Here is a 13,208-nt window from a genome sequence, read left to right on the forward strand (position 1 = left end):
CTATTTGTCTTTTCTCTCAGCTTTTTTCCAAGGAAGTGGAACATGCTGCGACGCCGCATGCTGATTATGTTGGGTGCTGTCCTGCTGGTGGTGCTGTTACTGGCCGGCTACAAAGCCTTCTCCATCTACCAGCAGATCCAGAAGTTTTCTGCGCCCAAGTCCCCGGTCAGCGTCGCGGTGGCGACCGCCACGGCGCAGCCCTGGCAGGTGCGCCTGCCCACTGTGGGCAGCCTCAAGGCCCTGCAAGGCGTGGACTTGAGCCTGGAAATTGCCGGAACGGTGCAGCAAGTCCAGTTCCAGTCCGGACAGAAGGTCAAGGCCGGCCAACCGCTCCTGCAACTGGACAGTGAAGTCGAAGACGCCCTGCTGGCAACCGCCGAGGCCGACCTCGGGCTGTCGCAACTGGACTTCGGCCGCGGCCGGCAACTGGTGGGCAGCCAGGCCATCTCCAAGGGTGAATTCGACCGGCTCTCGGCCCAGTTGAAAAAGAACCAGGCCACGGTCAACCAGCTCAAGGCATCGCTGGCCAAGAAACACATCGTCGCGCCGTTCAGCGGCACCATCGGGATTCGCCAGGTGGACGTCGGCGACTACCTGGCCAGCGGTACGGTCATCGCCACCCTGCAAGACCTCAGCAGCCTCTACGTCGACTTCTATGTGCCCGAGCAAACGGTGCCCAAGCTCGCCGTTGCCCTGCCCGTGAACGTCAGTGTCTCGGCTTACCCCGGGCAGAATTTCGTGGCCTCCATCAGCGCCATCAACCCGAAGGTAGAAGACACCACCCGCAACGTGCTGGTCCGCGCCACCCTGGCCAATCCCGAGGGCAAGTTGTTGCCGGGCATGTTCGCCAGTCTCCAGGTCATCCTGCCCACCGCGACGGCTGCCATTGTCGTTCCGGAAAGCGCCGTGACCTACACCCTGTACGGCAATTCAATGTACGTGGTGACACAGAAGAAGGCCGCCGACGGCAGCCTCGAGAAAAACGACAAGGGCCAGCCGGTGCTGATCGCCGAGCGGCGTTCCGTCGAGACCGGCGAGCGGCGAGACGGCCAGGTGCTGGTGACCAAGGGCGTGCAGAGCGGTGAGCAGGTGGTGATCGCCGGCCAGATCAAGCTCGATAACGGTACGCCCATCGCCATCAGCGACGACAAGACCCTGACCGAACAGAACAGCCCGTCGCGCGCGGACTGATCAAGGAATCCCCATGGCCTTTACCGATCCATTCATCCGCCGTCCGGTGCTCGCCACCGTGGTCAGCCTGTTGATCGTGCTGCTGGGCTTCCAAGCCTGGAGCAAGCTGCCGCTGCGCCAGTATCCACAAATGGAAAATGCCCTGATCACGGTGACCACCGCTTACCCCGGGGCCAACGCCGAGACCATCCAGGGCTACATCACCCAACCGATGCAGCAAAGCCTGGCCAGTGCCGAGGGCATCGACTACATGACCTCGGTCAGTCGCCAGAATTTCTCGGTGATCTCGGTCTATGCCCGCATCGGCTCCAACAGCGACCGGCTTTTCACCGAACTGCTGGCCAAGGCCAACGAGGTCAAGAACCAACTGCCCCAGGACGCCGAAGACCCGGTACTCAGCCGCGAGGCCGCCGATGCCTCGGCGCTGATGTACATCAGCTTTTTCAGCAAGGAATTGAACAACCCGCAGATCACCGACTACCTGTCGCGGGTGATCCAGCCCAAGCTGGCGACCCTGCCGGGCATGGCGGAAGCGGAAATTCTCGGCAACCAGATTTTCGCCATGCGCCTGTGGCTGGACCCGGTCAAGCTCGCCGGTTTCGGCCTGACCGCCGCCGACGTGACCAATGCCGTGCGCCAGTACAACTTCCTGTCGGCCGCCGGTGAGGTCAAAGGCGAATACGTGGTCACCAGCATCAACGCCAACACCGAACTCAAGTCTGCGGAGGCCTTCGCTGCGATTCCGCTCAAGACCGATGGCGACAGCCGCGTGTTGTTGCGGGATGTGGCACGGGTGGAAATGGGTGCGGAAAACTACGACACCATCAGTTCCTTCGGTGGCACGCCCTCGGTGTACATCGGGATCAAGGCCACGCCGGGCGCAAACCCGCTGGACGTGATCAAGGAAGTGCGCAAGATCATGCCGGACCTGGAAGCCCAGTTGCCGGCGAACCTCAAGGCCGAGATCGCCTACGACGCCACACTGTTCATCCAGGCGTCCATCGACGAAGTGGTCAAGACCCTGTTCGAGGCCGTGCTGATCGTCATCGTGGTGGTGTTCCTGTTCCTCGGTGCCCTGCGCTCGGTGGTCATCCCGGTGGTCACCATCCCGCTGTCGATGATCGGCGTGCTGTTCTTCATGCAGTTGATGGGGTACTCGATGAACCTCCTGACGCTGCTGGCGATGGTCCTGGCCATCGGCCTGGTGGTGGACGATGCCATCGTCGTGGTGGAAAACATCCACCGGCACATCGAAGAGGGCCTGAAACCGTATGACGCGGCCATCGCCGGCGCCCGGGAAATTGCCATGCCGGTGGTCTCGATGACCATCACGCTAGCGGCCGTGTATGCACCGATCGGCCTGCTGGAAGGTCTCACCGGGGCCCTGTTCAAGGAGTTCGCCCTGACATTGGCCGGCGCGGTGGTGATCTCCGGGATCGTCGCCCTGACCCTGTCCCCCATGATGTGCGCCGTGCTGCTGCGCCACGACGAGAACCCATCGGGCCTGGCCCATCGACTGGACATGGTTTTCGAGCGTCTGAAAAACCGCTACCAGCGCCTGCTACACGGCACGCTCAATGCGCGGCCGGTGGTGCTGGTGTTCGCGGTGATCATCCTGCTGCTGATTCCGGCACTGGTCATGTTCACCAAGTCCGAACTGGCTCCCAACGAGGACCAGGGCATCATCTTCATGATGGCCAATGCTCCCAAGACCACCAACCTCGATTACCTGAACGCCTATACCGATCACTTCATCACGATCTTCAAGGAGTTCCCGGAGTACTACTCCTCGTTCCAGATCAATGGCTACAACGGCGTGCAATCCGGGATCGGCGGTTTCCTGCTCAAGCCCTGGAACGAACGCAGTCGCACCCAGATGGAGATCCTTCCGCAGGTCCAGGCCAAGCTCAAGACCATTCCCGGCTTGCAGATCTTCGGTTTCAACCTGCCTTCGCTGCCCGGCACCGGTGAAGGCTTGCCGTTTGCCTTCGTCATCAACTCGCCGAAGGACTACGCCACCCTGCTGCAAGTGGCCGAGCGCGTGAAACAACGCGCAATGGATTCAGGCAAGTTCGCCTTCATGGACATCGACCTGGCCTTCGACAAGCCCGAAGTGGTGGTGGATATCGATCGGGCCAAGGCGGCCCAGATGGGCGTGTCGATGCAGGAGTTGGGCGGCACCCTGGCAACACTGCTGGGTGAGGCCGAGATCAACCGTTTCACCATCGAGGGACGCAGCTACAAGGTGATTGCGCAGGTCGAACGACCGTTTCGGGACAACCCCGACTGGCTGAACAACTACTACGTGAAAAACACCCAGGGCGAGATGCTGCCGTTGTCGACGCTGATCAAGGTCAGCGACAGGGCGCGGCCGCGGCAACTGAACCAGTTCCAGCAACTCAACGCGGTGACGATCTCGGGCTTTCCCATCGTGAGCATGGGCGAAGCCATCGAGACGGTCCGCCAGATCGCCGGGGAAGAGGCACCGTCCGGGTTTGCCTTCGATTACGCCGGCGCGTCGCGTCAGTTCGTGCAGGAAGGCAGTGCGTTATGGGTCACCTTCGCCCTGGCGCTGGCGATCATCTTCCTGGTACTGGCGGCTCAATTCGAAAGTTTCCGGGACCCACTGGTCATCCTGGTAACCGTACCGTTATCCATCTGCGGAGCCTTGATCCCGCTGTTTCTCGGCTGGTCGAGCATGAACATCTACACCCAGGTGGGGCTGGTGACGCTGATCGGCCTGATCAGCAAGCACGGGATCCTGATCGTCGAGTTCGCCAACCAACTGCGCAAAGAGCAGAGCCTGACGCCGCGTGAAGCCGTGGAACAAGCGGCGTCGATTCGCCTGCGACCGGTGTTGATGACCACCGCGGCAATGGTGTTCGGCATGGTGCCCCTCATTTTCGCCACGGGCGCCGGCGCGGTGAGCCGCTTCGACATCGGCATGGTAATCGCCACGGGCATGTCGATCGGCACGCTCTTCACATTGTTCGTGTTGCCCTGCGTCTACACGCTGCTGGCCAGGCCGGACAAAGCCTGACGGCATTGGGAAAAGCAAAGGCCTCGCACATGCGAGGCCTTTGCTTTTGGCTTCATGACGCTCAACTCTGTCGCCTCCCCTGGGAAAGGCTGAACATGAGCAGCAACAGGTCGTTATCCGGTCGAATCGCTTCACTGGTCTTTGCCACATGGGGCAAAGGACAATGTTCATCCGCGCTGGAAACGCCAAGGATCTGCGAGCGTGGTTGCTCCCACACAACCACCGCCATCGACGCAACTGCCAGGGCTCCTGCCAAAAACAAACCTCTAGCAATTTCTAGTTTCATCGCTACAAACCTTTGATAGCGCTGCCAAACGCCGTCTCATAAAAATAGACGAGTTTCTTCCAATCGCCGTCGCTGAACGACGAGTGGCGCCGCAGTTGCTTCATGTCATGGGAAGCCGCCCGCCGGGCGGTCAACCGCTGACGACACTTCTCGAAATCCAGCAACGCCACTTCGGCCTTGGCCGCCGCGCCTTCGCCAGTCACCCGCACAAACACATGCTTGATGTAGAGGCAGCCATGTTGCCAACGCCCCCTGTGCATGCGAGCCAGGTTCTCGGCCAATGCCTGGAGGAGTTGGTCGTGCACCGCTTCACCATGGCGTTCGCGCCCTCCACCGGCATACCAGTGCTCGATTTCCTCGAAACCTTCAAGCGCCTGGGTGACCAGCAACGCACGCCACTGGTGAACCGGGTCTCGTTGGGCACCGCAGAAAATCAGCTGGGGCACGCGGACATTGAGTCGGGTCAGCGCCACGAGTGCGTCTTGCTCACGCAACACGGTGGGTCGACCGAACGGATGCAACCAACTGCGATAAATGTGTCCCGTCTGGCGCTTGGCATAAAGCAGTTCGCCATCCCTGCCAGTGATCCGTTGCACGCCGCTTTCACCACCGCGACGCACATTAGGCTCTTCCACCCATTCGCCCCGCAGGCTCCAGAAGTGTTCGAAGCTGTCCGGGGAAATCCTTGATGTCTCTGCTACCTGCACAACCATGCTGTTACCTCTTGCGCAATACATAAACTCGCCACATGGCATAGAGCGGCAGGAAATCCAATCGTTCCTGAATACGGAACCCAGCCTGCCGGAACTCTTCTTCTACTGTGGCGACCGGTAACACAAATCGATTCTGGTAATCTTTTTGCCCACGAGTACGCTCCTGGCGCTTGCGTTTCCAGGCCTTGAAATTGCCATCGACCCACAACGAAATGATCACGCTGTCACGGCTGACCCGTTCGAATTCCTTCAGGATTGCCAGTCGATGCGCAGGTTCACCAATGTGATGCAACAAGCGCATGCAAAAAATGCTGTCGACGGCGTTATCAGGCAAGGCAATGTCGAACGCAGAAGTGTGCAAGGGTTGTACCCGTTTCACAACATCGGCGGGTTGCGATTGCAAGGCGGTCTGGATCATGGCTTCGGAATTGTCCGCACCGATGATGACCCGGTTGGGTTTTTCAGCCAGCATGGACCAGAAACGCCCGGCACCGCATGGCAGGTCCAGCACCAGGCCAGGATCACCGACCAGCGCCAACGCGCGGCGGGCCAATTGCTGGTCTCGCAAGTTGGACAGGCGGCGACTCAAGCCGTTGCGATGTTTATGAAAGTATCGCTTGGCATGTTGCTCGTCATATTTTTCGGAAAAATCGAGCTTGACGGGTTTAGACATTGAAGGGCTCCAATTCTGATCAGCCCCACTTTATGAACCGGTACGTCATCGATTTGTGAAAACTTTGTCATGTTCACCGATCAATTATTTCAAGATTTTTCCAGGTCCGGCGCTCGTGGTGGTGACTCAGAGCCCTAAACCTTCGGATTCAACTCAACCTCGAAACGGCAACCGTTGGGTTCCATCGTGCTCAGGCTCACCGTCCAGCCCTGGTTCTCACAGATCCGCTGCACCAATGACAACCCCAGCCCCAGCCCTTCACCGCGCTTTTCGTTACCGCGCACGAACGGCTCGAACATCGCCTCGCGCTTCTCTTCAGGAATGCCCACACCGCTGTCCTCGACCACGAACCCGCAGTCTGTCAGCGACAGGCGGATAAAGCCCTGGTCGGTGTAGTGCAAGGCGTTGCGCAGCAGGTTGCCCATAACCGCCGTCAGGAACGTCGCGTTATACGGTGTATCAGCGGTTTGCCCCGGTTCGAAAATCAATGCCAGGCCTTTGGTCTCGATGGGCGAGCGCCACATCCCGAGCAGGTTTTCAGCCACTTGGCCCAGGGTCAGTCGAGGTGACATGCCGTTGTCATCTCGTTGGGCCCTGGCGAGCATCAGGAAGGTCTGTACCAGCTCGCGCATTTCTTCGACGGCCCGGTTGATACGCTCGACCTGGGAGCGCCCACGCGGGTCCAGCGAGGGGTTTTCCAGCAACAACTCGCAAGAGGTGGCCAGCACCATCAACGGCGTGCGCAACTCGTGGCTCACATCGCTGGTAAACAATCGTTCGCGGGTCAAGGCCTGGCGCAAGCGCCCCAGCGTTGCATCGAACGCCACCGCCAGCTCCCCCACCTCATCGGCGGCATAATCCGGCGCCAGCGGCGGAGCGAGTCCGAGGAGCTGGTCGCGATGGCGCACCTGCCGGGCCAGGCGCACCACCGGCGCCATCACCCGACGTGACAGGATCCAGCCCAAGAACACCGCCAGTGCCAGGCTGAGTACGAAGCCCACCAGCACCACGGCGAACAGTATCCGTTCGCGCTCCTCGAAGTCGCTCTGGTCTTGCAGCAGCACGTAGTGCCGACCATCGACGATCTCGACCATGGCGTGATAGGACAACTGCTCGCGAAACACCTCGTGGAAGCCAGACTCCAGATGGCGCAGATCCTTGGGTAGCTCAAAGTCACCCTGGCCACCGCTGAAATAAAACAGCTGGTCGGGTTCCGGGCGATGGTTCCAGTCCGAAACACTGTCCATCAGCAGCAGGCGTTGCAGGTCGCCCCCCAGCCCGGCGGATATCAGCTTCTCCTCCACCAGGTGCACCGTCGCCACAATGCCCAAGGCAAACGCCCCGGCCACCAACGCGCTCATCAGTGCAAAGGCGATGATGATCCGTTGGGCAAGGCTCTGCTTAAACTCCATCGCGGCCCTCGGCCAAGCGATAACCCACCCCGTGTACGGTGTGCAGCAACGGCTTGTCGAACGGTTTGTCGATCACCTGGCGCAGTTGATGGACATGGCTGCGCAGGCTGTCGCTGTCGGGGCAATCATCGCCCCACAAGGCTTCCTCGAGAATTTCCCGGCGCAGCACGTGGGGGCTTTTCTGCATCAGTACCGCCAGCAGTTTCAGGCCCACCGGGTTGAGCTTGAGCAGTTTGCCTTCACGGGTTACTTCCAGGGTGTCGAGGTCGTAGCTCAGGTCGCCGACCTGCAAGGCACGTCGACCACCGCCCTGGGTCCGACGCATGACCGCTTCGATCCGCGCCGCCAGCTCCGACAGGGCAAATGGCTTGATCAGGTAATCGTCGGCGCCGGATTTGAAACCTTGCAGGCGATCGTCCAGTTGATCCCGGGCGGTGAGCATGATCACCGGCGTGTCGCGCCGGGCATCTTCGCGCAGGCGCTTGCACAAGGTGTAGCCGTCGATGCCCGGCAGCATGATGTCCAGCACGATCAGGTCGTAGTGTTCGGTCGCAGCCAGGTGCAACCCCGACAAACCGTCCTGGGCACAATCGACGGTATAGCCCTTGAGCCCCAGGTAATCGGCCAGGTTGGCCAGAATGTCACGGTTGTCTTCAACCAATAGAATGCGCATGGGCACCTCCTGCGTACACGGTGAACGGCCGTCGTGGCCCGCGCAGCTTACGGCGTATGCCGATTCAGGGCTAGGGTTGCACACGACGTGGAAAACAACGGCCTGGCCCCGCCCACTTGTTTGATGAGTTTTTCACTATCGATTCACAACCTGACGACAGGCAAAACGCTACACTTTCTGGCTATCGGTTTGAAATGTAAGGAAAGTAGTAAATGGAATTTATGAAAACGGCGCCCATGCGCTTCTTGAGATTGATCGTCGCCACCTGGCTGGTGGTGTTCCTGCTGACCCGAACGGTCTTGTGGCTGACTCACCTGGATGAGGCCGGCAGCGGCGCACTGTCCATGTACGGCATCGGCCTGCTGTATGACCTCGGTTTCCTCGCCTATGCGATCTTGCCGATGGGCCTGTACCTGCTGCTTTGCCCGCCGGCCTTGTGGCGCCGACGGGGTCACCGCTGGTTTCTGCGCGCACTGCTGACCTTCAGCGTGTACGCCATGCTGTTCACCGCAGTCGCCGAATGGCTGTTCTGGGATGAGTTTGGCGTGCGCTTCAACTTCATCGCCGTCGACTACCTGGTGTACTCCGATGAAGTGCTCAACAACGTGCTGGAGTCGTACCCGATCGGCACCCTGCTGACGATTCTTGCCGTGCTGGCCGCAGGTCTGAGCCTGGCCTTGGGCAAACCGTTCAATGCTGCGCTGGCGGCCCCCTTGCCGTCAGCGCGTGGGCGCCTGTTCAATGCGTTGGGCCTGCTGGCGGTCGCGGGCCTGAGCCTGCAGTTGCTCAGCCAGGACGCACCGCGCGCCCAAGGCGGCAATGCCTATCAGAACGAACTGGCCAGCAACGGTCCGTATCAGTTCTTCGCCGCATTCAGGAATAACGAGCTGGACTACGGTCAGTTCTACGGCAACCTGCCTCCTGAGGCTGTGGCCCAGCAGATCCGTGCGGAACTCAACGAGCCTTCCGCCAGCTTCATCGGTGAGGACCCGCAAGACATCCGGCGCATGATCGACAACCCAGGCCAAGTTCGTAAACCCAACATCGTGCTGGTGACCATCGAGAGCTTCAGCGCCAAGTACATGGGCAGCAACGGCGACACGCGCAACCTGACGCCCAACCTGGATGCCTTGCGCAAGCAAAGCCTGTACTTCAACAACTTCTACGCCACCGGCACCCGCACCGACCGTGGCCTGGAAGCCATCACCCTGGCGATCCCGCCGACCCCGGGCCGTTCGATCGTCAAGCGCATAGGCCGGGAAAGCGGCTTCGCCAGCCTGGGCCAGCAATTGAGCGCAGTCGGTTATGACAGCGTGTTCGTCTACGGCGGTCGCGGTTACTTCGACAACATGAACGCCTTCTTCGGCGGCAATGGCTATCGCGTGGTCGACCAGAGCAGCGTCGACGAATCCGAGATTCACTTCAAGAACGCTTGGGGCATGGCCGATGAAGACCTGTACAAGCAGACGTTGAAGCTGGCCGACGCCAACTACGCCAAGCAGCAGCCCTTCCTGTTGCAACTGATGACCACGTCTAACCATCGCCCCTACACCTATCCGGACAACCGGATCGACATCAAGTCCGGCAACGGCCGGGATGGCGCGGTGAAGTACACCGACTACGCCATTGGTCAGTTTCTGGAGCAGGCCCGGCAAAAACCATGGTTCGATAACACGCTTTTCGTCTTTGTCGCCGACCACACGGCCGGCAGCGCTGGCAAGGAAGACCTGCCGATCAGCAATTATCAGATCCCGCTGTTCATCTATGCACCGAAGCTGATCGAGCCGCGAGAAAACGCGCAACTCGCCAGCCAGATCGATCTGGCGCCCACCCTGCTCGGCTTGCTGAACCTGGATTACCAATCAACGTTCTTCGGGCGCGACCTGTTGAAGGACAACCCACTGCCACCGCGTGTCGTTGTCGGCAACTACCAGCATCTGGGCCTGTTCGATGGCAAGGACCTGGCGATTCTCAGTCCACGCCAGGGCCTGCGGCGCCATGACGATGCGCTGACCGAAAGTCGCGAGTCCCGGGTTACCCGCGACGATCCTTTGATCCGTCGCACCATTGCGTATTACCAAACCGCCAGTTATGGCTTCAAGCAACAGCTACTTGGCTGGAAAGCACCCAAGGAGGGTGTGGAGCAAGTCAGCGAACGTTAACCGAACCGCCCCAGGCTGATGTCCTGGGGCGAGTTCTTGTTCAGGATCTGTCATGTCATCAAGTGTTATACCCTCCAGCCCTCGCCCGCTGAACCTCTGGCTATGCCTCGGAATTCCCGCCCTTGCGGCGCTCGTTCTGGTTCTGCTGGAGTGGACCGACCTGGACATGGTCCTGGCCCGAATGTTCTATGACCCCGCCGCTGGCGGCTTCATCGGCCGGCACAGTTACTTTTTGGAGAACATTCTCCATGACCGGGCGAAGCAATTAGTCATCGCCTTTTCGGTGTTGGCCATTCTCGGCTTCATCAGTAGCTTTTTCGTCACCCGCCTCAAACCCTTCAAGCGCGAACTGGGGTGCCTGGTGCTGTCGCTGGGGCTGGCGACGTCTTTCGTCACCCCGATGAAAGCGGTAACGGCCGTGCAGTGCCCGTGGAGCCTGAAGGAGTTCGGCGGCAAGGAAACCTACAGCGAACTGCTGAGCCCGCGTCCGGCCACCGACAAACCCGGCCGCTGCTGGCCGGGTGGTCACGCCGCCACGGGCTTCACGTTGTTCGCGCTGTTCTTCGTCCTGCGCGATCGGCGCCCGCGCCTGGCCCGCCAGGCCTTCGTCTTGGCCTTCACGCTGGGAACGGTGTTCTCCCTGGGGCGGATGATGCAAGGCGCGCATTTCTTTTCCCACAACGTGTGGACTGCGGTGTTCTGTTGGCTGATTTGCCTGGGGTGTTATTACTTCATACTGTATCGGCCGGCCGCCATGGCTGATCGCGTGGCGCTGAGGCAGCCCGTCAACGCCTGAATTCCCTGGTAGCAGGTGTTCACAGATCTAATGTTCACCTTTGCTCCCACAGGGCCAGTAGGGCTGATCTCACACCTGGGATAAACCCAAGGCAATAAAAAACCCCGCCGGCTTTCGCCAGCGGGGTTTTTCATTACAGGGGTAAGGCTGGCTTACATCATGCCGCCCATGCCACCCATGCCGCCCATGTCTGGCATGCCGCCAGCGGCTGGAGCGTCTTCCTTGATTTCAGCGATCATCGCCTCGGTGGTGATCATCAGGCTGGCAATCGACGAAGCCGCTTGCAGGGCCGAACGAGTCACTTTGGCCGGGTCCAGGATACCCATTTCGATCATGTCGCCGTATTCGCCGGTCGCAGCGTTGTAACCGTAGTTACCCGAACCTTGCTTGACCTTGTCGACCACAACGCTTGGCTCGTCGCCGGAGTTGGCAACGATCTGGCGCAGAGGTGCTTCTACAGCGCGACGCAGCAACTGGATGCCCACGTTCTGGTCATCGTTGTCGCCCTTGAGTTCGCTGATGGCTTGCAGGGCACGAACCAGTGCCACGCCGCCGCCAGGTACCACGCCTTCTTCGACGGCTGCGCGGGTAGCGTGCAGGGCGTCTTCAACGCGGGCTTTCTTCTCTTTCATTTCAACTTCGGAACCGGCGCCAACCTTGATCACCGCAACGCCGCCGGACAGCTTGGCCAGACGCTCTTGCAGTTTTTCACGGTCGTAGTCGGACGAAGTCTCGGCCACTTGTGCACGGATCTGGGTAACGCGAGCCTGGATGTCAGCCTCGACGCCAGCACCGTCGATCACGGTGGTGTTTTCCTTGGACAGGATCACGCGCTTGGCATTACCCAGGTGCTCCAGGGTGGTGCTTTCCAGGCTCAGGCCGATCTCTTCGGAGATGACGGTACCGCCGGTCAGAACGGCGATGTCCTGCAGCATGGCCTTGCGACGGTCGCCGAAGCCAGGTGCCTTGACGGCAGCGACTTTAACGATGCCACGCATGTTGTTCACAACCAGGGTCGCCAGGGCTTCGCCTTCAACGTCTTCAGCCACGATCAGCAGTGGGCGGCCGGCTTTGGCAACGGCTTCCAGCACTGGCAGCATTTCGCGGATGTTGGAGATCTTCTTGTCCACCAGCAGGATCAGCGGGCCGTCGAGCTCGGCGGTCATGGTGTCTGGCTTGTTGACGAAGTATGGGGACAGGTAGCCACGGTCGAACTGCATGCCTTCTACGACCGACAGTTCGTTTTCCAGGCCCGAGCCTTCTTCAACGGTGATCACGCCTTCTTTGCCGACTTTTTCCATGGCTTCGGCAATGATGTCGCCGATGGAGCTGTCGGAGTTGGCCGAGATGGTGCCGACCTGGGCGATTGCCTTGGTGTCAGCGCAAGGCTTGGACAGGCCCTTGAGTTCCTTGACGATGGCGATGGTCGCCTTGTCGATACCGCGCTTGAGGTCCATCGGGTTCATGCCGGCAGCGACGGCTTTCAGGCCTTCGTTGACGATCGATTGAGCCAGGACAGTGGCGGTGGTGGTGCCGTCACCGGCGTCGTCGTTGGCACGGGAGGCAACGTCCTTGACCAGTTGCGCGCCCATGTTTTCGAAGCGGTCTTTCAGCTCGATTTCCTTGGCTACGGAAACGCCGTCCTTGGTGATGGTCGGAGCGCCGAAGCTCTTCTCGATGATCACGTTACGGCCTTTCGGGCCCAGGGTCGCTTTTACTGCGTCAGCCAGGACGTTGACACCGGCGAGCATTTTCTTGCGGGCGGAATCGCCGAATTTTACTTCTTTAGCAGCCATGATCGATATTCCTTAAATACTGTGTAGTAGCGGGAAAATACGCGAGGGAAATCAGCCTTCGATAACAGCGAGGATCTCGTTCTCGCTCATTACCAGCAGGTCTTCGCCGTCGACTTTCACTGTGTTGCTGCCGGAGTAAGGGCCGAACACGACCTTGTCACCCACTTTCACGGCCAGCGCACGTACTTCACCGTTGTCCAGCACGCGGCCGGTACCTACAGCGATCACTTCACCGTTGTTGGCTTTCTCGGCAGCCGAACCTGGCAGGACGATACCGCCAGCGGTTTTCTTCTCTTCTTCGCTGCGACGGATGACGACGCGGTCATGCAGAGGACGAAGCTTCATTGTCGATCTCTCCTAATTTTGGTTTTCATCGGCCGGTGTAGTCCCGGCGGGTTTAACAAAGCCGGCAAAGCCGGGTGCGGTTCGTCAGTCGAACCGCGGAAGTCTGTCCGGTGTCGCCACC

The 13,208-nt window shown here is 60.1% G+C and carries 11 protein-coding genes; 4 read left to right on the plus strand and 7 right to left on the minus strand.

The genetic code is table 11. The features are described 5' to 3' along the window. Positions 1–42: 42 nt before the first annotated feature. The gene (locus ACODSJ_RS03830) at positions 43–1,191 is read left to right on the plus strand and encodes an efflux RND transporter periplasmic adaptor subunit (protein ID WP_489100460.1); all 1,149 of its coding nucleotides are present in this window, start codon (positions 43–45) and stop codon (positions 1,189–1,191) included. A 13-nt stretch (positions 1,192–1,204) separates the two neighbouring features. Then, positions 1,205–4,231, plus strand: coding sequence for a multidrug efflux RND transporter permease subunit (locus ACODSJ_RS03835; protein WP_489100461.1), 3,027 nt, complete (start codon positions 1,205–1,207; stop codon positions 4,229–4,231). Positions 4,232–4,292: 61 nt separating this feature from the next. On the opposite strand, the gene ACODSJ_RS03840 is transcribed toward ACODSJ_RS03835, so the two are convergent. The 5 genes from ACODSJ_RS03840 to colR all read right to left on the minus strand — a co-directional run bounded on the left by ACODSJ_RS03840 (position 4,293) and on the right by colR (position 7,988). Then, positions 4,293–4,517 (minus strand): hypothetical protein, encoded by a 225-nt coding sequence (locus ACODSJ_RS03840; protein WP_489100462.1) that lies wholly within the window; start codon positions 4,515–4,517, stop codon positions 4,293–4,295. 2 nt (positions 4,518–4,519) lie between these two features. Next, positions 4,520–5,230, minus strand: coding sequence for a lipopolysaccharide kinase InaA family protein (locus tag ACODSJ_RS03845; RefSeq protein ID WP_489100463.1), 711 nt, complete (start codon positions 5,228–5,230; stop codon positions 4,520–4,522). A gap of 4 nt (positions 5,231–5,234) precedes the next feature. Beyond that, the gene (locus ACODSJ_RS03850; protein ID WP_489100464.1) at positions 5,235–5,903 is read right to left on the minus strand and encodes a class I SAM-dependent methyltransferase; all 669 of its coding nucleotides are present in this window, start codon (positions 5,901–5,903) and stop codon (positions 5,235–5,237) included. Between the two features lie 134 nt (positions 5,904–6,037). Continuing rightward, entirely contained in the window at positions 6,038–7,315 is a 1,278-nt protein-coding gene (locus ACODSJ_RS03855) for a sensor histidine kinase (RefSeq protein WP_489100465.1), read from the minus strand. After that, positions 7,305–7,988: a two-component system response regulator ColR gene (gene colR / locus ACODSJ_RS03860; RefSeq protein ID WP_072394984.1), complete on the minus strand. Its 684-nt coding sequence runs from the start codon at positions 7,986–7,988 to the stop codon at positions 7,305–7,307. Before colR ends, ACODSJ_RS03855 begins: the two co-directional genes overlap by 11 nt. Positions 7,989–8,200: 212 nt before the next feature. Here colR and ACODSJ_RS03865 point away from each other — a divergent pair, with 212 nt between their 5' ends. Continuing rightward, positions 8,201–10,150 carry an LTA synthase family protein gene (locus tag ACODSJ_RS03865; RefSeq protein ID WP_489100466.1) on the plus strand — a complete coding sequence of 650 codons (1,950 nt, stop codon included), beginning with the start codon at positions 8,201–8,203 and terminating at the stop codon, positions 10,148–10,150. 52 nt (positions 10,151–10,202) lie between these two features. Further along, on the plus strand, positions 10,203–10,946 hold the full coding sequence (locus ACODSJ_RS03870) for a phosphatase PAP2 family protein (protein ID WP_489100467.1): 744 nt from the start codon (positions 10,203–10,205) through the stop codon (positions 10,944–10,946). Positions 10,947–11,098: 152 nt separating this feature from the next. On the opposite strand, the gene groL is transcribed toward ACODSJ_RS03870, so the two are convergent. Together groL and ACODSJ_RS03880 are read right to left on the minus strand one after the other, a co-directional pair. After that, positions 11,099–12,742 carry a chaperonin GroEL gene (groL, locus tag ACODSJ_RS03875; RefSeq protein WP_489100468.1) on the minus strand — a complete coding sequence of 548 codons (1,644 nt, stop codon included), beginning with the start codon at positions 12,740–12,742 and terminating at the stop codon, positions 11,099–11,101. A 51-nt stretch (positions 12,743–12,793) separates the two neighbouring features. Next, on the minus strand, positions 12,794–13,087 hold the full coding sequence (locus ACODSJ_RS03880; RefSeq protein ID WP_158155612.1) for a co-chaperone GroES: 294 nt from the start codon (positions 13,085–13,087) through the stop codon (positions 12,794–12,796). Between the last annotated feature and the right edge of the window lie 121 nt (positions 13,088–13,208).

The organism is Pseudomonas sp. FG6 (assembly GCF_057809015.1).